This window comes from Brevundimonas sp. Root1423 (assembly GCF_001426805.1).
Window position 1 is genome coordinate 47,501 of the sequence record NZ_LMFL01000006.1, and the last position, 21,255, is coordinate 68,755.

A 21,255-nucleotide genomic window follows, 5' to 3' on the forward strand; every position below is an offset into this window, starting at 1 on the left:
CGCCGCATGCCCCCCACCATAGGCGGCCATAAGGATGCGCGGCGGTCGAACGGTCACGACGCCGACCGGCGATGCCGCCGCTCGGCCGCCACCGCTTCTATCGCCCTGGCCGAATCGACCCGGTTCCGCTCCAGCTCAGCGGCGCTTGCTGTGTTGAACCCGGCATAGATCGCCTGCAGCTTGGCGACCTCGGAATCGAAGTTCGCCGCGAGCAGTTCCGCCAGATTGGCGGCGCCGTTATGGAAGCCGCGCGACAGGATCGTCGCCGTCGAGCCAAGACGAACATGCTCACCCAAGATCTGTTCTGGCGGAACCAGGCCCTCCCCGGCGCGGGCGATCCCACCCAGCCCAAATGGCACGCCGGCCTGACGCAGCGCCGCGCACGGCTCCTCAAGGAGGCCCTGGGCCAGCGGTTCGAACATGAAGTCCATGCCGAGATCGAGGTGAAGGTCATTGAGGCCGATGTGCAGTGCGGTGAGTGGAACGGTCCGCAGAATTTCGGGGACCGCCGACAGCGCCCCGGCCGTCTCGACCAGCGGCAGGGCTTCGACCCGGCCCGCAAGCAAGTCCACGAATCGCGCCAGTTCGTCCCGACTTCGAAACATGGGCAGCATGACGCTGTCCGCCCCGCGCGCCAGGACGTCATCGATCTCTGCGCGGCTGCCGGCGTTCAGCGGGTTGATACGGACCAACAGATGAGCGTCAGGCGCGGCATCCCGAATTCGACTGAGATCATTGGGGGTCTGGCGACTCTTCCAGGTGTCCAGGTGACCCTGTCTCTGGTCTTTCCCCAGATGCTCAAGGTCGATGAACAGGCGCGTCACGCCATGCCCGAAGACGTAGCGCGCGATGTCCGGGTCGTTCACGATCATCAGAAATTGAAGCGGCCCGGGCTCCGGCTTCGAGCTCGTGCGGGTCACGTCGCCCCCCCTGGCGGGGTCGCGGTCGCCTGCGCGAGCGATTGGGGATCGCGATCGACGAACAGGCGGAACCAGATCTCGAGGGAAATCAGCGCCCGCAACTGCCGGGTATGGTTGGCGACGCCTGAAAGATGCGCATTCAGCATGTCGTGAACCGCGCTCTCTGCGACGAGGCCCCGTGCTCCCAACCGCCCGTCCAACAGCATTTCCCTGCAGTATCCGGCGAGCTTCTGGCGGAACCACTCGCCCACCGGCACCGTGAACATCTGTTTGGAGCGGCGGGTGAGGGCGCGACCCAACATAGGCTCCACAGCGTCCTTCAGGATCGCCTTCGTCTGGCCCCCCGCCAACTTCATGTGGCCGGGAATGGAGAAGGCGAACTCGGCCAGCCGGTAGTCAAGGAACGGGGATCTGACCTCCAGCGAGTTGGCCATCGCCATCCGGTCGGGCTTCACCAGGTTGTTGCCTGGCAGCAGGGTCAGCGTTTCCGCCATCAACACACGATTGATCGGATCCTGATGGTCGGCGCGACGAATCTCATCGGTCAAAGCCTGATGAGGACGGGTATCCCGGAAGGCTTCGTGCAATGCGCCGATCAGCAGCCCCTCATCCTGACCAGGCAGTAGAAGACCCGAATCGCGCGCAAAACCCTCCTCCCACCCAGGGCCGAGGTGGTCTGTCTGTCCGTTCGGGAAGATGTTGAGATACTTCTCATAGCCAGCGAACAGCTCGTCGCCGCCATCGCCGGTCAGGACCATCTTCACGTCCCGCGCGGCAAGGCTGGAGACCTGGTCGGTCGGAATGAATGACACGTCGCCGTGAGGCTGGTCGCAGTGCCAGATAAAGCGGGGCCACCGATCGACGCCGTCGTTCGACATCTGCTCGGTCCGGTGATCGGCGCCAAAAAGACGGGCGGCCTCGACTGCGTACTCGGTTTCGTCGAACCGCGGATCGTCGAAGCCGATGGAATAGCTTCGCACGGGTTCACGCGCGTGTCGGCTCATGAAGCCCACGACCGTACTGCTGTCGAGCCCGCCGGACAGGAAGGCTCCGAAGGGAGCATCCGAGCGCATGCGAATCCGGGTGGCGTCGTCCAACAGCGCCAGGATCCCCTCTTTCGCCTCGCCTTCCGACATGCCGGCTCGGGGCTGGATGGTCGCGAGGTCCCAGTAGCGGCTGATCTTCAGGCCGCCCAGGGCGCTGATCTCGGCCATGCAGCCCGGCGGGAGATGCCTGATGCCCTCGAAGACCGTGCGCGGCTGAGGGACGTAGTTCAGGGCAAAGTATTGAGCGAACGCTGCGAGATCGGGCCTGACCTCATACCCCGTCGTGAGGATCGCCTTGATCTCCGAAGCGAACCAGAGACGGTCACCGTCTCCACCCGCCAGATACAGCGGCTTCACGCCCAAGCGGTCTCGATACAGGCGCAAGGTCCTTTGTCGCCCGTCGTAAACCGCAATGGCGAACATCCCGTTCAGGCGTCTGACGAACTCCGGACCCCAGTGCTCGTAGGCGCGCAGCAAGACTTCCGTGTCACCGGACGTATTGAACCGGGCTCCCGTCTGTTGAAGCTCCTCACGCAGTTCGATGAAGTTATAGATTTCGCCGTTCTGGACGATGACCACTTCGCCGTCGTCGGACAGCAGCGGCTGATTGCTCGCCTCGCTGAGGTCGAGAATTGAAAGCCGACAGTTGCCCAAGGCGGTGTCGTCATTGGAGAAGCAGCCGGTGGCGTCGGGGCCACGGTGGCCGATTGATCGAGCCATCGCATCGAGCGTGGCGCGATCTGTTGCGCCCCGCCCGAAATGGAAGGTTCCGAAAATGCCACACATCAGATTGAAGCCTTGCTGCAACTTTGAACGCGCTCGGTCACCGTGCCCAACGGCTCTCCGAGAGGGGGACCTCCGGCTTGCTGCAAACACTCGAGGTCGGTACTCGGGACGAAAGCCGGTCCGACGTCTGTCCGCTGGTCAGCGTCGATACAATCGAGCACGGGGCCTCATGCTTACAGGGGGGGGCAGCCGGGTGAGACCAAGGTCCCTACAATACTCGATCTCATTAGGCTACATCGCGGCAAGCCTGTCCCGTCCTCCGTGAATCGAACAAATGTCCCAGACCATGAGACGTCTCGACCCCCTGTTGATCCGGTCCGTCGACCTGCTGTTCGCATTGGGCCTCCTGATTGTTCTGGCCATTCCCATGGGGGTCATCGCCCTGATGATCCGGGCCGAGGATCGGGGCCCGGCGCTGTTCGTCCAGCGCCGGGTCGGCAAGGGCGGCAGGGCGTTTGAAATCCTCAAGTTTCGAACCATGCGGGTGAACCCGGTGAGCGGTTCGGGACGGGTCGAGGGCAGCGGACCAGCCGCGTTGGCGGAGGCCCGCAGCCGATTTCAGACCACCACCGCCAACGACCCCCGCATCACACGGATCGGCGGCCCTCTGAGGGCCATGCATCTGGACGAGTTGCCCCAGGTGATCAACGTGCTCGCGGGACATATGTCGGTTGTCGGAGTGCGGCCCGACACCCCTGCCCAAGAGGCCGACTATGCGCCAGCCTACTGGATCGAACGCCATAGTCTGCGTCCGGGCATCACCGGGCCAGCCCAGTTGTACAATGTTTCAAGTCTTGACGAACGTACCCGTCTGGAGCGCCTTTGGCTGCGTGATCCCACCTTCAGAGCCTATATTCACGCCGTGGTGGGAACCGTGGGAAAGGTGCTGCGGCGATCAGGCGTGTGACGACCGCCACGATCGCCGGTCCTGGCGCCGCCCGCTACGGCGCCGCCGTCGAACCCGAATAATTTGTCGAGACATCCCGGGCAGCCGTGGCGCTGACGGCTCGCGCTTCACGTTGAGCCTCCAGGCCGAGGGAGATCATGTTGCCCATGATCGGCAGCATCAGCACCAGCTGAACCATCCGGTCTGCGCCAAAGGTCAACGCCTCGAAAAAGCCGAGCCAGACGATTCCGACCAAGGCGAAGCAGACGTATGCTGAAATGGCGGGGCTCCGCAGACGAACGATGCTGATCCAGACGCAACGTATGCCGAACCATGCGAACAGAGCGATTATCAACCACCCAACCGCGCCTGTTTCAGCCAGGATCTGGACCCAAGTATTGTGAAAATGCGGGTACTCGATGTCCACCAGCATTGCCTGCGGCACCAGATTGCTGGTCGATCCCCACCCCCATCCGGTCAAGGGCCGTTCTGTCCACAAATCCCAGCCATATCGGGTCAGTTCGATGCGTTGCAGCGCAGAGTAGTTGATCTGACCGCCGATCTGGAGACTGAGCAGGTCGCGGCTGTGGTAGATGATGGCGCCCGCGGCGACCAGCATTGTGGCCTTAATGAGCGGTCGGTTGAACAGGAAGTAGAAAGTGCCGGCGAGCATGACCGCGGACACGGCGGTGTTGCTTCGGCTGACCGCGAGCAGCGGGGCGATCGCCAGCATGGCGGCGAGGGCCAAATAGTGCGGACGACGCTCCCAGAGCATCAGGGTCAACGCCGGCAGCACTCCCATGAAGGTCACAAAGATCGAGCCTTCGTTCGACCCTCGCGCCAGATAGATGTGCGGGGTCTCGGTCAGACCCACGAACGAGAGGGCGATGGCCAAGAGCGCCATGGCGGTGGCGCCGTACACCATGCAGCGGAGATAGAAGCGGATCCGTTCGGCTGATGCGAATTCGTGCATGAGCTGGAAGGCGATGAACACGAAGAGTCCGAGGTGAAGGAGCTTGGTGATCGTCCGCCCGGTTATCGGCGAGAACAGGGAGATCAGGGCGATCAATCCCACCATCCCGAGGACGATCAGTTCAGTTCGCCCCAGCCGACGTATCGGTAGCCGGTAGCCGCTGTTCACAAACAGCAGCACCGCCAGGGACACCACGGCAATGTGGATGTTGCCGGCGCCAAGGGCAAAGAACACCAGCCAGTGCCGCACGAACTCGAAACGTGGCGTGCGAATCAGGCTGGCGAGCAGCGCCAGGAGCGAAATGGCGATCGAAGCGGCGGTGAGTATCACGGGTGCGACTTTGCAGGTGAGTTGTTGCGCCAGACTGGCGTCGGAGTGTGGCAGGCGCCCAACGTCAATGTCGGATAGGATCAGAGGGCGCCAGACAAATCACAACCCCGGGCCTTCATTATTGGAGGATGGCGCGACCCTCCTGGCGCCACCAGTCGACAAAGCGCTGTGCGCCCTCGTCAAACCCGATCCGCGGAGAGTATCCCGTCAACGCCTTGATCTTGGAGATATCGGCGAAGGTGGAGGTGACATCGCCGGCTTGCGGCGGGCGCATGATCTTCACCGCTTCACGGCCGAGCACCCGCTCCAGCGAGCGGATCATGTCCATGAGGCCCACGGGACTGCTGTCACCGATGTTGTAGACTTCGTGCAATCCCGGCCCCGCCGGTGCGTCCAGCACCCCGATCACGCCGTCGACGATATCGTCAATGTAGGTGAGGTCCCGGGCCATGCGGCCCTCTGCGAACACTTCGATGGGTTCGCCGCGCTCGATTTTCCGGGTGAAGCTGAAATAGGCCATGTCCGGCCGACCCCATGGACCATACACGGTAAAGAAGCGCAATCCCGCCTGGGGTATGCCGTACAGGCTGGAGTAGCAGTGGCTCATGAGTTCGCACGAGCGCTTGGTCGCCGCATAGAGCGAAACAGGCTGCACCGACGGCTCATCTTCACGAAACCCCTGATTGCCGATCGGTCGGTCGCCGTAGACGGAACTGGACGATGCGTAGACCAGTTTTTCCACCTGGCCATGGCGACAGGCCTCAAGCACCGCAAGGTGGCCGGCCAGATTCGAGCGTTCATAGGCAAAGGGGTTCTCGAGCGAGTAGCGAACCCCGGCCTGCGCGGCGAGGTGAACCACACGCCGCACCCCTCGCTGCCTGACGATATCCGTCACAAGCCCTTCCTCGGCGATATCGCCGCGCACCATCGTGAAGCCGGGTAGGGCAGCCAGCCGTTGCTCCCGCGCGATCTTCAAGCGCGGATCGTAGTAGGCGTTGAAGTTGTCCAGACCAATGACTGTCTCGCCCCGGCGGGCCAAACGCTCCGCGACATGCATTCCGACAAAGCCGGCGGCGCCGGTCACGAGGATGGTCATTCAGCGCGCTCCATGGCGGATGCGGGGCTTTACCGGACACAACGGAGCGGCACAATGAGGCCCTGGACGCAACATGCGCCATCTACCGTTGCGCTCGCGTGCCCCTTGCCGTTACAGACCACCGGCGCGACTGGACATCGCCAATAGCGAAATGATGCTGGCCGCGGCTTGAGAAGCGTCTCCGCCGGCGTCGGGACTGGATATAAGGGGATTGGCCGTGAAGCTTGCCGGAAAACGGGTTCTGGTTACCGGTGCCGACGGTTTTATCGGGTCTCATCTGACCGAACACCTTGTTGACATCGGCGCGGACGTTCGGGCGTTCGTCTACTACAACAGCTTCAACTCATGGGGCTGGCTGGATGATGTCGATGCTCAGCATCGTGATCGTTTCGAGGTGTTCGCGGGGGACATCCGCGATCCCAATGGCGTCCGGACCGCGATGAAGGGATGCGATGTGGTCCTGCATCTGGCGGCCCTGATCGCCATCCCTTATTCCTATCATTCCCCTGACACCTACGTTGACACAAACGTCAAGGGGACGCTCAACGTCGTGCAGGCGGCGCGCGACCTCGGGGTCGAGCGCGTCGTTCACACCTCCACCAGCGAGGTCTACGGAACGGCTCGTTTCGTGCCGATCACCGAGGAACATCCCCTGCAGGGCCAGTCGCCCTATTCGGCCAGCAAGATCGGCGCTGACCAGATCGCGCAAAGCTTCTTCCTGTCGTTCGAGACGCCTGTGGCGACCATCCGGCCATTCAATACCTATGGTCCGCGACAGTCCGCCCGTGCCGTCATCCCGACGATCATTACCCAGATCGCAGGCGGAGCCGAGAAGATTCAGCTCGGCGCCGTTCATCCGACCCGGGATTTCAACCATGTGAGAGATACTGTGCGCGGTTTCGTCGCCGTCGCGGAGGCCGACGCCGCTGTGGGCGAGGTTGTGAATATCGGCAGCAACTTTGAAATCTCGATTGGCGACACGGCGTCGCTCATCGCTGAACGCATGGGCCGGGAAGTTTCGATCGTTGCGGACGATCAGCGTATGCGGCCCACCGGGAGCGAGGTGGAGCGGCTCTGGGCGGACAATGAGAAAGCCGCCCGCCTGACCGGGTGGACACCCGACTACGCCGGCCGGGACGGCTTTAGACGCGGCCTCGACGAAACCATCGCCTGGTTCACCGACCCGGCCAACCTGCGTCGCTACAAGGCCGATGTGTACAATATCTGAGGAGAACGACGTGCTTGCTCGAAGGCTGGCTCCCCCCGCGACGGTGACGACGGAAATCCTGCTGGCCGTGCGGTCCGTTCTCGGCGAGACCCAGGCCCAGATACCGCTCCACGAGCCGGAATTCGCCGGCAACGAGTGGGCCTTCGTGAAGGACTGTCTTGATACGGGCTGGGTGTCGTCGGTCGGCGCCTACGTCGATCGGCTCGAGCGCGACCTGGCGGCCTATACGGGGATCTCGCACGCTGTCGTGACAGCGAACGGTACGGCAGCCCTGCACATCTGTCTGCTGGTCGCCGGCGTCGAGCCCGGGGACGAGGTGCTGGTGCCCGCCTTGACCTTTGTGGCCACCGCCAACGCGGTGTCCTACGCTGGAGCGATCCCCCATTTCGTCGATTCGGAGAGCCGGACCCTGGGCGTCGATGCTGATCGCCTTGAGGACCATCTGGCCTCCACGGCGCGTGTCGAAGGTGAACGATGCGTCAACCGCTCGACCGGGGCGACGATCCGGGCCCTGGTCGTGATGCACGCCTTTGGCCATCCCTGTGATCTTGACGCGCTGTCCGCCCTCGCGGAGCGCTGGAAGCTGGTCTTGATCGAGGATGCGGCGGAGTCGCTCGGTTCACTTCATCGCGGCGTCCACACGGGCAATGTCGGCGCCGTTTCTGCTCTGAGTTTTAACGGAAACAAGGTGCTGACGACGGGTGGGGGCGGAGCCGTCCTGACCAACGATGCAGGGCTGGCGCGCCGCGCCAAGCACCTGTCGACCACTGCTCGGGTCCATGATCGCTGGAACTTTGTGCATGACGAGGTGGGATACAATTACAGGATGCCCAACCTGAACGCCGCCCTGGGTTGCGCTCAGCTCGAACAACTTCCGGACATGCTGGTTCGCAAGCGGGCGCTGGCCGCCCGTTATGCCGAAGCGTTCCGGCCGATCGTCAGCGCGGACTTTCTGGCGGAACCTGAGGGGTCCACCAGCAACTATTGGCTCAACACGATCGTCCTGGCCCCGGGGGAGGCAGCCGCGCAGGAACACGTGCTGGAGGGGTTGAACGCCGCAGGTTACATGTCCCGACCCGTGTGGACGCTCATGCACCGGCTTCCGATGTACGCGGCCTGTCCGCGGGCGGACCTGACGGTGGCCGAGGACATGGCGACACGGGTGATTAACGTGCCCAGCAGCCCTCGCCTGGTGAACCGGGCCGGGTCATGAGCGGGGTGCTCGCCCTCATTCCCGCCCGGGGTCAGTCGAAGGGCATACCGCGCAAGAACATCCGCGATCTCGCGGGAAAACCCCTGATCGTCTGGACGATTGAAGCGGCGCTTGCAGCGCGTGGGATCGACTCGGTGGTGGTCACGACCGACGACGAGGAGATTGCGGAGATTGCACGCGCTGCGGGCGCGGAAGTTCCGTTCCTGCGGCCCGGGAATCTGGCCACCGACGGGGCGCCCGGGATCGCTCCTGTCATGCACGCGCTGGAAATGTTGCCGGATGCGACGAGCCTGCTCCTGTTGCAGCCGACCTCGCCGCTTCGCGGGACCTCGGATATCGAGGGTCTGTTGGCGATGGTCGAAGCGACGAAGTCGGAGAGCGTCGTATCGGTATGTGCGGTGGCGGAGCATCCTGCATGGATGTTCGCGCGCTCCATGGAAGGCCGTCTGACGCCGTTTCTGGAGAGTCCGTCGGCGGCGCGGCGGCAGGATCTCGAGCCGCTCTACGTCCTGAACGGGGCGATGTATTACGCGCAGCGGGATTGGCTGATGTCTCACCGTGCGCTCACGGGGTCCGGCACGTTGGGATATGTCATGCCGGACGATCGCTCGCTGGATATCGACACCCCCTTCGATCTGCGGCTCGCCGAAATTCTGCTGATGACCCGCAGCGCCTGAGAGGTTGGCTTGGAACGACTGTTCATCTTCGGTGTGGGAGGGCAGGCCCGGGAGTTGGCGGGTGTAGCCGCTGCTCTGGGCTATGTGCCGGTTCTGCTGTCGCAATCGGCAGACAAGGCTCCGTCGATAACGTCGGACCTGGAAGTTATCGAAGAGGCGGAGGCGGTCCTTCTCGACGGTTCCGCATTCGCAATCGGCATCGGGGACAATATCGCCCGCGCCCGTGTCGCGGCTCGATACCAGGACCGTCTGACCTTTCCATCCCTGTTGCACCCGGACGCCAGTTTCGGCTTGGGCCAACGGGAATTCCTGAGCGCTTGCCGGGGGGTCGTCGTTCAGGCCGGTGTGCGAATAACAACCAACGTCGCGGTCGGCGACTTCTGTAATTTCAATCTGAACGCCACCGTTTCCCATGATTGCAGGATCGGCGCTTTCAGCACTCTTTCTCCCGGAGCCTCTGTGGCCGGCTCCGTGCACATGGGGGCTGGCGTCTGGATCGGTGTCGGGGCCGTCGTGAGCAACGGCACGGCGGATCGCCCCCTTTCCATTGGAGACAACACCGTGATTGGCGCTGGAGCAGTCGTGATCCGGGACTGTCAGGCTGATGCAGTATATGCAGGCGTTCCAGCGAGAAGAATAAGATGAACACCCTCATTATCGCCGAGGCGGGCGTGAACCACGACGGCGATCTGGATGTCGCGCTGCAACTTGTCCGGGTCGCGGCGGATGCGGGCGTCGACATGGTCAAGTTCCAGACTTTCGTGGCCGATCGAATGGTCGCGCATCACGCGCCAAAGGCCGGCTATCAGGTCGCCACGACCGATGCTGCCGAAAGTCAGCGGGAGATGATCAGCCGGTTGGAACTGTCGCGTTCCGATCACGAGGCCTTGATCAGGGAATGCGAGAAGCTCGGAGTCCGGTTCTTTTCAACCGGGTTTGATCTCGAAAGCCTCGACATGCTGATCGAACTCGGGATCGACCGCATCAAGGTGCCATCCGGCGAACTGACAAATCTTCCATACCTGCGCCACGTGGCCACCAAGGGAGTTCCTGTCATCCTCTCGACAGGCATGGCGACCTTGGGGGAAATTGAGGACGCGATCATGGTCATGGAGGAGGGTGGAGTGCGGCGCTCCGATTTGACTGTGCTCCACTGCAACACCGAATACCCGACGCCGATGGGGGATGTGAACCTGCGCGCGATGGGCAACATCGCGTCGGCCTTCAACATCGCCGTGGGCTATTCTGATCATACGCTTGGCATTGAGTTGCCGGTTGCGGCTGTGGCCTTGGGGGCGACCGTGATCGAGAAGCATTTCACCCTGGACCGAAACCGCGCCGGCCCAGATCATCGCGCCAGCCTGGAGCCGGCTGAATTGAAGGCTATGGTTTCGGCCATTCGCAACATCGAAAAGGCCATGGAGGGCGACGGCGTCAAGCGGCCCAGTCCGAGCGAGATCAAGAACCGCGATATCGCTCGCAAATCTCTGGTCGCCCAGACGCCCATCAGCGCGGGTGAACAGTTCACGGCCGGCAACGTGACCGCCAAGAGGCCCGGCACCGGCATCTCCCCGATGCGGTGGGACGAGGTCATGGGCCGCACGGCGTCGCGCGACTTCGCGGCTGATGAACTCATCGTCCTATGAGCCGGAGGGTTTGCATCGTCACGGGCACGCGCGCCGAATATGGCTTGCTGAGAGGCGTGGTTGAAGGGGTAGCCGAGGCTCCGGACCTGATCCTGCAGACCGTGGTCACCGGCACGCACCTGTCCCCCGAGTTCGGCATGACGGTGGGTGAGATCGAGGCCGATGGCGTCGTCATCGACGATCGCGTCGAAATGCTGCTGAGCTCCGACACCGCGGTCGGCGTCGGCAAGGCCATGGGGCTGGGACTGATCGGCTTCAGCGACGTGTTCGCGCGGCTCAAGCCCGACGTCGTCGTGGTGCTGGGCGACAGGTTCGAAATCTTCGCCGCAGCCGCGGCTGCGATGGTGGCCGGCGTGCCGCTCGCCCACATTCACGGCGGGGAAACAACGGAGGGCGCGTTCGATGAATCGATCCGCCATTCAATTACGAAGATGTCTCACCTGCACTTTGTTGCAGCGGCCCCGTACCGTGATCGCGTCATTCAGCTGGGGGAGGATCCTGACCGGGTGTTTCTCGTCGGCGGTCTGGGCGTGGACGCCATCAATCGGCTGACGTTGATGGATCGATCGGCGCTGGAGGCCGATCCCGGCGTCCGGTTCCGATCCCGGAATCTGCTGATCACCTTCCACCCAGTTACGCTGGACGACGATGACGCCGATGCGCAGGTGCAGGCCTTGTTCGATGCCTTGGACTCTATGGGGCCGGACACCGGACTGATATTCACCTTGCCGAACGCCGACACGGGCGGTCGCGCCCTGGCGCGGCAGATCGAAGACTACGCCGCCGCGCGTCCGAACGCCGTGGCCTATCCGTCGCTCGGGCAGCTGCGTTATCTTTCCTGCATGGCCCAGGTGGACGCGGTGGTCGGCAACTCCTCCAGCGCCCTGCTGGAGGCGCCGTCGTTCGGCATCCCCACAGTCAACATCGGAGACCGTCAGGCTGGACGGTTGAAGGCGGCCAGCGTAATCGATTGTGCGCCGCAACGAGACGCGATAGAGGCTGCCTTGGCCCGTGCTCACTCTCCAGAATTCCGGAAGCAGACGGCGACCGCCGCCAATCCTTACGGCGAAGGGGGGGCTTCGGAGGCCATCGTGCGGGTCCTGCAAGAGCATCCGCTTCGGGGGCTTTTAAAAAAGCGCTTCCGCGACGTAGCGGTGTACGGCGCCTTCCCGCACGTCGGGAATGGCGTCAGGGAATAGGTCGATGGTTTCCAATCAGTGGCGCGCTTGCCTGCTGCCCGCGGGGTCGACCCTGCAGCAGGCGATCCAGCAGCTGGATGTTGCCGGCTTGCAGATCGTCATCGCGGTTGACGAAAGGGAACGGCTGGTCGGAACTATCACTGACGGTGACATTCGTCGCGGGCTGTTGCGCGGTCTCGGGCTGGATAGTCCGGCCTCCCTCATCCTGAACACCTCGCCCCTGGTGGCGCCGCCTGGCCTGTCGGCCGACGCGATCAACAAGATCATGTACGCCAACAAGGTGCATCAGCTGCCGGTGGTCGACGAGACCAACCGCGTCATCGGGCTCCACGTTTGGGACACGCTGATCGCCTTGGCGAAGCGGCCCAATCTCATGGTGGTCATGGCCGGTGGGCGGGGCGTGCGGCTGCGCCCGCATACCGAGAACTGCCCCAAGCCCTTGCTGGCCGTCGGAGGCAAGCCGATGCTGGAGCATATCATCGAGCGCGCGTCGGCGGACGGCTTCGACCGGTTCGTGATCGCGGTACATTACCTCGGCCATATGATCGAGGACCATTTCGGTGACGGCTCCGCCTGGAATGTCCACATCGACTACGTGCGCGAGGATACGCCACTCGGCACGGGAGGGGCGCTGAGCTTGCTGGAGCGGCCGGACAGTCCGTTCCTGGTGACCAACGGCGACGTCCTGACTGACGTGCGGTACAGCGATATCCTCAGCTTCCATGACCGGAACGCCGCCGCAGCAACGATGGCGGTGCAGTCGCATGAATGGCAGCACCCTTTCGGCGTCGTCCGTACGGAGGGAGTCGACATTGTCGGATTTGAGGAAAAGCCCATATTCAAGAGCCATGTGAACGCAGGTGTTTACGCTCTCAATCCGGACGCGCTCGACTGTCTGGAATACAACAAGCACTGCGACATGCCCGCCCTTTTCGAGCGCCTGCAGGCGGCCGGACGGCGCACTATTGTCTACCCCATGCACGAACCTTGGCTCGATGTTGGTCGACCGACTGACCTCGAGCAGGCGCGCACCGCCCATACGGACGCCTGAAGGCGCCGTTCACCAAGTTCTGAGAAGGCCTCGCCATGAAGATCGGTCCCAGTCCCAGCGTCGATATCTCGCGCTTCAACCGGCCAGAGCCGGAGCTGGAGGTCTATTACGGCCTGCCGCGTGAAGTCCGCTTCTGCGTGCAATGCAACATGTCCAATCAGCAGCCGATGTCAGCGAACGAATACACGCACGGGCACGGCTCAACCAAGACGACGATCAGCTTCGACGAAGACGGCGTATGTCACGCATGTCGCTTCAATGCGATGAAGGACGATGGCGAAATCGACTGGGACGAGCGCGAGCGCGAACTGATCGAGCTCTGCAACAAATATCGTCGTACCGACGGCGGCTACGACTGCATCGTGGGCGGGAGCGGAGGCAAGGACAGCGCCATGCAGTCGCACCTGCTCAAATACAAATACGGAATGAACCCGCTCACGGTGACCTGGTCACCGCATCTCTACACTGACATTGGGTGGAAGAACTTCCAGCAGTGGCTGCACGTGGGAGGGTTTGACAACTATCTCTACACGCCAAACGGAAAGATCCATCGATTGTTGACGCGGAATGCAACAATCAATCTTTTGCATCCCTTCCAACCGTTCATTCTCGGCCAGAAAACATTCGTGGCCAAAATGGCCGCCCAGATGAATATCCCGTTGATATTCTATGGTGAAATGCCTGGCGAGTATGGGGAACAGATCAGTCACAAGACGTCCAGTTATGCGGCCGCCGGCGAAAAAGCCGAAAGCGAGGGCTTCAAGCTCGATTATTTCGGTGATCGTGATCTGAGAGATATATTGCTGGGTGGAAAACCGATCGGGGAATATCTCGATGAAGGTGTCGCTCTTGTTGATCTCAAGAGCTATCTACCTCTGGATCCGGATGTGCTCACACAGAAGGGCATCGACTGGAAGTATCTGGGTTATTACAAGAAGTGGGTGCCCCAAGAGGCCTATTACTACGCCGTTGAACACACCGGGTTTGAGGCCAATCCGGTGCGTACCGAGGGGACCTATTCGAAGTACAATAGCCTGGATGACAAGGTTGACGGGTTCTTCTACTTTACTCGCTGGATCAAATTCGGCGTCGGGCGCGCCATGATGGATTCCGCACAGGAAATTCGTAACCACCATATCACGCGCGAAGAAGGCCTCTCGCTGATGGAGCGATATGAGGGCGAATACCCTGCTCGTTATGAGGCCGAGTTCCTCGATTACATCGGAATGTCGCGCGAGGAGTTTCTTGCCGTCTGCGACCGGTTCCGTTCCCCTCATCTCTGGTCCGTGCAGGACGGGGAATGGAAGTTGCGCCACACGCCCTGGGGGCGAACGGATCAGCGTGCATGAGAAATACCCGGTTGATCGCAAGGCTGGACGTCAAAGGTCCCAATCTCATCAAGGGGATCCATCTCGAAGGGCTGCGGGTCATCGGCGATCCGCAGGACTATGCCCGGCGATACTATGAGCAGGGCGCCGACGAACTGATCTACATCGACATCGTGGCCAGTCTTTACGGTCGCAACAGCTTGGGCGACATCGTCTCGCGGACCGCACGGGATGTCTTCGTGCCACTGACGGTGGGGGGCGGACTGCGTTCTATCGATGATGTCCGCGCCATGCTCAGGGCCGGCGCCGACAAGGTGGCGATAAACACAGCGGCTCTTCGTCGCCCCGAACTGGTGACCGAGATCGCTCAACGGTTCGGTTCCCAATGCATGGTTCTGGGAATCGAGGCCAAGCGGAGCGGCCCCGGCCGGTGGGAGGCGTTCACGGACAACGGCCGAGAATCCACGGGTGTCGATGTGGTCGATTGGTGTCGGCTCGGCTACGAGCGGGGCGCTGGCGAAATTCTTCTGACGTCTGTCGATCAGGAAGGAACGCGCAAGGGGTTCGACACTGAATTGATCGAGGCGGTTACGCGCGTTGTGCCGATCCCGGTAATCGCCAGCGGCGGGATGGGATCGGCGGCCCATATGATCAGCGCTGTCGCCCATGGCGCCGACGCGGTCGCAATGGCGGACATCCTTCACTACAACCGGTCAAACCTGTCCGACATCCGGGAGGCGGCGGTCGCGGCGGGCCTGCGCGTCCGGCGCGATGCGGAGGTTCGGCCGTGACGGCGATTGTCCATGTAGTCGATTATGGAATCGGCAATCTTTACAGCGTGGCGCGCGCCATCGAGCGCGCTGGCGGGGAGGCTCGTCTGGTGTCATCAGCGGCCGGGATAAGGGCTGCTGACCGGCTTGTCCTGCCCGGAGTCGGAGCCTTCGAACCCTGTATCCGCACGCTCTCAGACAGCGGGCTGACCGACGAGGTTCGGGCGTTCGCCGCGAGCGGGAGACCGTTCCTCGGCATCTGCGTGGGCATGCAGCTGCTGTTCGACTACAGTCTCGAGTTCGGACGGCACGAGGGGTTGGGACTGGTCGCCGGGCACGTCGCGCCCATTCCGCCGGCGGACCAGGCGGGGGTGCGAAAGGTTCCTCATATCGGCTGGAGCCCGCTCCTGAAGCCAGAGACGCGGACCTGGGACGGCACCCTTCTTGACGGCGTTGAGCCCGGGGCCTCCTCCGCCTATTTCGTGCACTCCTATAGCTGCATCCCGGAGGATGATGATCGACGCCTGGCGAATGTCGACTACGCCAACTATCCCGTTTGCGCGGCTGTCCAACAGGACAACATCACGGCATTTCAATGCCATCCCGAGAAGAGCGGACCTCTGGGCCTCCGTATTCTCGAGCGATTTCTTCATACCTAGCTGGCTCGGCCAGGCCCCGAATCCAGAGGCACCAGATCCCAATCGATGAACGCAACATTAGGCCGGGCTCAGTGTGGTCCCTGTGCCGGACCTGCGGTATGACCCGCAGGGGAGCAGATATGACGAAGACACTCGAACGCATAAGCCAGCACAGCTTCTTGCCGGAATTTCTCCCGGCGGGTGCCCGAGTGCTGGACCTTGGCGGCAACCGGGGCGAGTTCACTGTTCCGATGGCGCTTCGCTATGGCTGTCTGGTGACCGCGGTGGAGCCGGTTCCCCAGCTCGCCCGAGACCTCGAGGCGCGCGGCATCGATGTTATCCAGGCCGCGATCACGGCCTACGACGGCGAAGTCGCCCTTACCTACGACATGGACAAGGAGTTGACAGGTTCGGTGATGGATCTCGCCGTGGTGGGCGGTCTCCTTGAAGCTACCGGCTCAAGAACCACAACCATGGTCGCAGCGGCGTCGCTGGAGTCGATCCTCAAGAGGACCGGCCCGGTTAGTCTGCTGAAAGTGGATATCGAAGGCGCGGAACTCGATATGATTCTGGAAGCAAACGCGGACACCTTGCGGAGTATCGATCAGATCACCGTCGAATTTCACGATTTCTGGTATCCCGAACTCAGGGATCGAACTGAGGAAGCCAAGCAACGTCTCAAGGACATCGGTTTCCATATGATACGGTTCACGCCCAACAATAAGGACGTTCTGTTCATCAACAAGCGCCTGCCGTTACCTACGTGGAAACGGCTCTATATTTCCAGCTGGCTAAGAAACATCAACGGCTTGTGGCGCGCGGGGCGTGTCGGCATGACCGCAGTCACTTCGCGATTAGGCCGTGCGCGCGCAGGCATTCAAGAACAGCATTCAGCTGCCTGACCGTGCTGGCGGCGTCTGTCGCGTCGTCGATGGCAGGATGTTGCGCTCCCACCACCTGCTTGCCTGCCACCCGAACGCCTTCGCTGAGGTTCGCCGTCCTGAATCTTCGCGAGTCCTTGCCCAGACTCGTTACGCCGGTTCCCAGCGGATTGATCGATTCTCCCCCTCCGATGTTGACGTCGCGATAGGCTCGAAGTTTTCTGTCGAACCCCAGAATCTCGAGTTCGTTGCTCGTGTTCCCTCGGAGCATGAGAAGGGTGTCGTCGTTGCTGGTATTCACAGCCTCCAGGCTAACGTCGTTGAACAGCACGGCTGTCTGCGTGAAGAAGGCCGTCGCGTTCACTCCAGCCGGCAAGGCGGGCGCTGCGGCCTGACCTACTCCGGAGAAAACATGTACGCCCTGCATGTATTTCGCGCCGTCGTGGGTCTCGAACCAACCCAGATCGCCGGCGATGCAGACAAGGTTTGTACAGTTTTCCGGCGCCAGCAGGGTGACCCGGGACGACGCCGAATAGCCACCCATGATCTCACAGCGATCGGACCCCTTCAGGAATTCCACGTCAGCTACAGCGCTGTCCTCGAAGCGGACAGCGTGGAGCTGGGCCCCCAAGGCCCTGATCCTGACCGAGACGCCGCAACCCTCGAAGCGCGTCCCGATAATGCGGGGTGTGTCCAGATAGTCGTCCGGGCCCGCATCGGCCCCCACCGTGCAGTTCAGGTATTCACCCCCGACGACCATGCAGGAGTTGGCGCCCCTGCCAAACTCAAGCCCCTTGGAGAGAGCGTGCCCGGAACAGTTGGTGACGGTGTTGGTGTAGGCCCCCTGGTTTCTGGGGGATCCGAATCGGACGCCGGTTCCGAGTGCAGATCTCCGGTTGCTCCCACCTCGAAAATGGCAACGGTTGACGTTGAAATTGTTGCATGAGGACAGGTCGATGCAAATGCAGTCCTGGCCCGACAGGTCGAACCCGATGTCCTCGATCAGCCCATAGGCGGAGGTCCCCTCGGTCGCCGATCCATTGTAGAATATCGCTTGGCCTGACCGCATGGATGCAGCCGGTTTTATGATCGAAGCATAGCGGCCGGCCCCCCGGAAGCTCGTGCCGGCCTCGTTCAGATTGCCGACCTGGCCGAGTCGGTAGGTTCCCGCGGGTACATGGATAATCTTGCCGGGATGCGCCGCCGCCGCCGCGACAAAGGCTGCCGTGTCATCTCCGGTTCCCTCGCCCGTCGCCCCGAAGTCTGCCACGCTGACGAGTTCCTGAGCCTTTGCCCTGGCCGTGCGGCGGACGGCGCCGGCTCCCGATTGAACGAAGCCCAGGTTCCCAAACGCTTCCTCGCTGTCCGCCAGATCCGAGAGATTCGCGGTTCGATCGACCTTCCGGGACAGATCGGAAACGTTGGGCGCCGGCAAGGCGGGGGTGACGGTCTGGCGCCCGTCCTTCGCCAGGGTGTCCGGCGCGGTTGGTTTCGCGTCCGCGGAGCTTGTAAGCGCCCCTGCGAGGCCGGCCGCGCCCAGAGAGACGAGGGTTCGCCGGTTCAGCCGATCGCCGTCGGTATGGGCCATGTAAGTCCTCCTGCCGGGACACAAATTTCACTGATGATCGTTCGGGCTGCCATATAACTCCGCGACCCGACCCCCGATCCCGGCGGGCCCATAACGTCGCCGCGGCGGGAGACCGAGGAGGATCGGAAGCGGCCTCCGGCGCTTCGCCTCAGGACAGACTGATACCGCAGGATGATCACCCACCGGGCAGCGTCGCGCCTGGGAGCCTCACGAGGGTGCGTCGCGCAGCAGTTCCCCCACCACCCCCGGATCGGCCAGCGTCGACGTATCGCCCAGGTTCCCCACGTCCCCCTCGGCGATCTTCCGCAAGATCCGCCGCATGATCTTGCCCGACCGGGTCTTGGGCAACCCCGGCGCCCAGTGGATCACGTCGGGCGCCGCGATCGGCCCGATCTCCTTCCTCACATGGACGACCAGCGCCTTCTTGAGGTCGTCGGTCGGCTCCACCCCCGCGTTCAGCGTTACATAGGCGTAGATGCCCTGACCCTTGATGTCGTGGGGGAAGCCGACCACCGCCGCCTCGGCCACGTCGTCGTGCAGGACCAGGGCGCTCTCGACCTCGGCCGTGCCCATGCGGTGGCCCGAGACGTTGATCACGTCGTCGACCCGGCCGGTGATCCAGTAGTAGCCGTCCTCGTCCCGACGGCAGCCGTCGCCGGTGAAATACTTGCCCGGATAGGCGCTGAAATAGGTGTCGAAGAAGCGCTGGTGGTCGCCCCAGACGGTGCGCATCTGGCCGGGCCAGCTGTCGGTGATGCACAGGTTGCCCGAGGCGGGGCCCTCCAGCACCCGGCCCTCGGCATCGACCAGCTCCAGCTCGACCCCCGGCAGGGGTTTGGTCGCCGAGCCCGGCTTGAGATCGGTGGCGCCGGGCAGGGGCGAGACCAGAATTCCGCCGGTCTCGGTCTGCCACCAGGTGTCGACGATCGGGCAGCGGCCGTCGCCGACGACCTCGTGATACCAGCGCCAGGCCTCGGGATTGATCGGCTCGCCGACGCTGCCGAGCAGGCGCAGCGATTTGCGGCTGGTCGCCTTCACCGGTCCGTCGCCCTCGCGCATGAGGGCCCGCAGCGCCGTGGGGGCGGTGTAGAAGATCTCGACCTGGTGCTTGTCGATCACCTGCCAGAAGCGGCTGTAGTCGGGATAGTTGGGCACGCCCTCGAACATCAGGGTCGTGGCGCCATTGGCCAGCGGGCCGTAGACGCAATAGCTGTGGCCGGTGACCCAGCCGACGTCGGCGGTGCACCAGAAGACCTCGCCGGGGCGGTAGTCGAACACCAGCTCATGCGTCCACGCCGCCCAGAACAGATAGCCGCCGGTGGTGTGCAGCACCCCCTTGGGCTTTCCGGTCGAACCCGAGGTGTAGAGGATGAACAGCGGGTCCTCGGCGTTCATCGGCTCGCACGGGCAGTCGTCGGAGACGCCGCGCCCGGCCTCGCCATAGCGGACGTCGCGGCCGGCGACGATCGGGATGGCGGCGTTGGTGTGCGAGACGATCAGGACGTGCTGGACCTCGCTTCCCGGCGGAAGCTTCTCCAGGGCCGCGTCGACATTGGCCTTCAGCGGCACCCGCTTGCCGCCGCGCAGGCCCTCGTCGGCGGTGATGACGACCTTCGAGCCGCAGTCCTCGATCCGGCCGGCCAGGCTGTCGGGCGAGAAGCCGCCGAAGACGACCGAGTGCACCGCGCCGATGCGGGCGCAGGCCAGCATGGCGACCGCCGCGGCCGGGATCATCGGCATGTAGAGGGTCACCCGGTCGCCCTTCGCCACGCCGAGGCCCTTCAGCACATTGGCCATGCGGCAGACTTCGGCGTGCAGTTCGCGGTACGTCAGACCGCCGGACCGGGTCGGTTCGTCGCCCTCCCAGATGATGGCCGTCTGGTCGCCGCGCTCGGCCAGGTGCCGGTCGAGGCAGTTCCAGGCGACGTTGAGGACCCCGTCCCCGAACCAGCGGATGCGGAAATCGGCCTTGTTGAAGGACACGTCCTTGATCACGGTCGGCGGGGTGATCCAGTCGAGCCGACGCGCGCACTCGCCCCAGTAGGCGTCCGGCTCCTCGCGGGCGGCGATCCGGGCCGCCGCATGGGCCGGGGCATCCATATGGGCGCGCTCGGCCCAGCCGGTGGGGACGGGATAGAGGTGGGAATCAGTCATGCTTCCTCACTCGGGAACATGGGCATGATGCACTCTCGGCAGCCTGGCGAGTAGCTAGTTTCGTCCGATCGAGACGTAGCGGAAGCCGCGGGCGCGCATGTCCTCGGGCCGGTAGACGTTYCTCAGGTCGACCATGACGGGTTCGCGCAGCAGCAGCTTGACCCGGTCCAGGTCGAGGGCGCGGAACTGGTCCCATTCGGTCAGGATGACGACCGCATGNCTCAGGTCGACCATGACGGGTTCGCGCAGCAGCAGCTTGACCCGGTCCAGGTCGAGGGCGCGGAACTGGTCCCATTCGGTCAGGATGACGACCGCATGGGCCCCTTCCACGGCGTCGTAGGGCCCGTCCTTGAACACCACCCCGTCCAGCAGTCTGGCGGCCTCGTCCATGCCCTCGGGATCGAAGGCCTGAACCGTCGCGCCCATGGCGATCAGGGCGGGGGCGACGTCCAGCGACGGCGCGTCGCGCATGTCGTCGGTGTTCGGCTTGAAGGTCAGGCCCAGCAGGGCCACCGTCTTGCCCTTCAGGTCGCCGCCCATCGCCGCCGCCACCTTTCCGGCCATGGCCTTCTTGCGCGCGTCGTTGATCTGGACCGTCGTCTCGATCAGCCGGACCGGGGCGCCGGCGTCGGTGGCCGTCCGCACCAGGGCCAGGGTGTCCTTGGGGAAGCACGATCCGCCATAGCCGGGCCCGGCGTGAAGGAATTTCGCGCCGATCCGCTTGTCCAGTCCGATGCCGCGCGCCACCTGCTGCACGTCCGCCCCGACCGCCTCGCACAGGTCCGCCATTTCGTTGATGAAGGTGATCTTCATCGCCAGGAAGGCGTTGGCCGCGTATTTGATCA

At 63.3% G+C, this 21,255-nt stretch carries 19 protein-coding genes and 1 pseudogene; 12 read left to right on the top strand and 8 right to left on the bottom strand.

Annotated features, from left to right (window positions below):
- Positions 1-53: 53 nt before the first annotated feature.
- Positions 54-920, bottom strand: coding sequence for an aldolase/citrate lyase family protein (locus ASD25_RS04870; RefSeq protein WP_156376900.1), 867 nt, complete (start codon positions 918-920; stop codon positions 54-56).
- Positions 917-2,773: an asparagine synthase (glutamine-hydrolyzing) gene (gene asnB / locus ASD25_RS04875; RefSeq protein ID WP_200943548.1), complete on the bottom strand. Its 1,857-nt coding sequence runs from the start codon at positions 2,771-2,773 to the stop codon at positions 917-919. The genes ASD25_RS04870 and asnB overlap by 4 nt, the downstream gene beginning before the upstream one ends.
- Positions 2,774-3,059: 286 nt before the next feature.
- Here asnB and ASD25_RS04880 point away from each other — a divergent pair, with 286 nt between their 5' ends.
- Complete coding sequence (locus tag ASD25_RS04880) at positions 3,060-3,659, top strand: sugar transferase (RefSeq protein ID WP_162252057.1); 600 nt, start codon at positions 3,060-3,062, stop codon at positions 3,657-3,659.
- A gap of 34 nt (positions 3,660-3,693) precedes the next feature.
- On the opposite strand, the gene ASD25_RS04885 is transcribed toward ASD25_RS04880, so the two are convergent.
- Together ASD25_RS04885 and ASD25_RS04890 are read right to left on the bottom strand one after the other, a co-directional pair.
- Complete coding sequence (locus ASD25_RS04885) at positions 3,694-4,941, bottom strand: O-antigen ligase (protein ID WP_055827795.1); 1,248 nt, start codon at positions 4,939-4,941, stop codon at positions 3,694-3,696.
- 118 nt (positions 4,942-5,059) lie between these two features.
- The gene (locus ASD25_RS04890; RefSeq protein ID WP_055827798.1) at positions 5,060-6,037 is read right to left on the bottom strand and encodes an NAD-dependent epimerase/dehydratase family protein; all 978 of its coding nucleotides are present in this window, start codon (positions 6,035-6,037) and stop codon (positions 5,060-5,062) included.
- 217 nt (positions 6,038-6,254) lie between these two features.
- Here ASD25_RS04890 and ASD25_RS04895 point away from each other — a divergent pair, with 217 nt between their 5' ends.
- From ASD25_RS04895 to ASD25_RS04945, 11 genes are all read left to right on the top strand, one after another.
- Positions 6,255-7,265, top strand: a complete 1,011-nt coding sequence (locus ASD25_RS04895) for an NAD-dependent 4,6-dehydratase LegB (protein ID WP_055829646.1) — start codon at positions 6,255-6,257, stop codon at positions 7,263-7,265.
- Between the two features lie 43 nt (positions 7,266-7,308).
- Positions 7,309-8,478: a LegC family aminotransferase gene (locus tag ASD25_RS04900; RefSeq protein WP_055827800.1), complete on the top strand. Its 1,170-nt coding sequence runs from the start codon at positions 7,309-7,311 to the stop codon at positions 8,476-8,478.
- Positions 8,475-9,155: a cytidylyltransferase domain-containing protein gene (locus ASD25_RS04905; protein ID WP_055827803.1), complete on the top strand. Its 681-nt coding sequence runs from the start codon at positions 8,475-8,477 to the stop codon at positions 9,153-9,155. The genes ASD25_RS04900 and ASD25_RS04905 overlap by 4 nt, the downstream gene beginning before the upstream one ends.
- Positions 9,156-9,164: 9 nt before the next feature.
- Positions 9,165-9,800 carry a hypothetical protein gene (locus ASD25_RS04910; protein ID WP_056615068.1) on the top strand — a complete coding sequence of 212 codons (636 nt, stop codon included), beginning with the start codon at positions 9,165-9,167 and terminating at the stop codon, positions 9,798-9,800.
- Positions 9,797-10,801: an N-acetylneuraminate synthase gene (neuB, locus tag ASD25_RS04915; protein WP_055827805.1), complete on the top strand. Its 1,005-nt coding sequence runs from the start codon at positions 9,797-9,799 to the stop codon at positions 10,799-10,801. Before ASD25_RS04910 ends, neuB begins: the two co-directional genes overlap by 4 nt.
- Positions 10,798-12,000, top strand: coding sequence for a UDP-N-acetylglucosamine 2-epimerase (gene neuC, locus ASD25_RS04920; RefSeq protein WP_055827808.1), 1,203 nt, complete (start codon positions 10,798-10,800; stop codon positions 11,998-12,000). The genes neuB and neuC overlap by 4 nt, the downstream gene beginning before the upstream one ends.
- Before the next feature lie 4 nt (positions 12,001-12,004).
- Entirely contained in the window at positions 12,005-13,051 is a 1,047-nt protein-coding gene (locus ASD25_RS04925; protein WP_055827810.1) for a nucleotidyltransferase family protein, read from the top strand.
- Between the two features lie 35 nt (positions 13,052-13,086).
- Positions 13,087-14,400, top strand: a complete 1,314-nt coding sequence (locus ASD25_RS04930) for an N-acetyl sugar amidotransferase (protein ID WP_055827813.1) — start codon at positions 13,087-13,089, stop codon at positions 14,398-14,400.
- On the top strand, positions 14,397-15,170 hold the full coding sequence (hisF, locus tag ASD25_RS04935) for an imidazole glycerol phosphate synthase subunit HisF (protein ID WP_055827817.1): 774 nt from the start codon (positions 14,397-14,399) through the stop codon (positions 15,168-15,170). Before ASD25_RS04930 ends, hisF begins: the two co-directional genes overlap by 4 nt.
- Positions 15,167-15,808 (top strand): imidazole glycerol phosphate synthase subunit HisH, encoded by a 642-nt coding sequence (gene hisH, locus ASD25_RS04940; protein ID WP_200943550.1) that lies wholly within the window; start codon positions 15,167-15,169, stop codon positions 15,806-15,808. The genes hisF and hisH overlap by 4 nt, the downstream gene beginning before the upstream one ends.
- Before the next feature lie 119 nt (positions 15,809-15,927).
- Positions 15,928-16,689, top strand: a complete 762-nt coding sequence (locus ASD25_RS04945; RefSeq protein WP_055827820.1) for an FkbM family methyltransferase — start codon at positions 15,928-15,930, stop codon at positions 16,687-16,689.
- Here ASD25_RS04945 and ASD25_RS04950 read toward each other — a convergent pair.
- The 4 genes and pseudogenes from ASD25_RS04950 to ASD25_RS04960 all read right to left on the bottom strand — a co-directional run.
- On the bottom strand, positions 16,631-18,256 hold the full coding sequence (locus tag ASD25_RS04950; RefSeq protein ID WP_055827823.1) for a glycosyl hydrolase family 28-related protein: 1,626 nt from the start codon (positions 18,254-18,256) through the stop codon (positions 16,631-16,633). The two genes, ASD25_RS04945 and ASD25_RS04950, sit on opposite strands and share 59 nt — an antisense overlap.
- A 207-nt stretch (positions 18,257-18,463) precedes the next feature.
- On the bottom strand, positions 18,464-20,410 hold the full coding sequence (acs, locus tag ASD25_RS04955) for an acetate--CoA ligase (protein WP_055827826.1): 1,947 nt from the start codon (positions 20,408-20,410) through the stop codon (positions 18,464-18,466).
- Positions 20,411-20,464: 54 nt separating this feature from the next.
- On the bottom strand, positions 20,465-20,617 hold the full coding sequence (locus ASD25_RS31635; RefSeq protein WP_369816549.1) for a hypothetical protein: 153 nt from the start codon (positions 20,615-20,617) through the stop codon (positions 20,465-20,467).
- Between the two features lie 13 nt (positions 20,618-20,630).
- A pseudogene (locus ASD25_RS04960) lies at positions 20,631-21,255 on the bottom strand (nucleotide sugar dehydrogenase); the annotation flags it as partial.

Coding starts and splice junctions, on each gene's coding strand:
- ASD25_RS04890 (WP_055827798.1), bottom strand. CDS start 6,037: ATGACCATCCTCGTGACCGGCGCCGCCGGCTTTGTCGGAATGCATGTC.
- ASD25_RS04905 (WP_055827803.1), top strand. CDS start 8,475: ATGAGCGGGGTGCTCGCCCTCATTCCCGCCCGGGGTCAGTCGAAGGGC.
- neuB (WP_055827805.1), top strand. CDS start 9,797: ATGAACACCCTCATTATCGCCGAGGCGGGCGTGAACCACGACGGCGAT.
- neuC (WP_055827808.1), top strand. CDS start 10,798: ATGAGCCGGAGGGTTTGCATCGTCACGGGCACGCGCGCCGAATATGGC.
- ASD25_RS04925 (WP_055827810.1), top strand. CDS start 12,005: ATGGTTTCCAATCAGTGGCGCGCTTGCCTGCTGCCCGCGGGGTCGACC.
- ASD25_RS04930 (WP_055827813.1), top strand. CDS start 13,087: ATGAAGATCGGTCCCAGTCCCAGCGTCGATATCTCGCGCTTCAACCGG.
- hisF (WP_055827817.1), top strand. CDS start 14,397: ATGAGAAATACCCGGTTGATCGCAAGGCTGGACGTCAAAGGTCCCAAT.
- ASD25_RS04945 (WP_055827820.1), top strand. CDS start 15,928: ATGACGAAGACACTCGAACGCATAAGCCAGCACAGCTTCTTGCCGGAA.
- ASD25_RS04950 (WP_055827823.1), bottom strand. CDS start 18,256: ATGGCCCATACCGACGGCGATCGGCTGAACCGGCGAACCCTCGTCTCT.
- acs (WP_055827826.1), bottom strand. CDS start 20,410: ATGACTGATTCCCACCTCTATCCCGTCCCCACCGGCTGGGCCGAGCGC.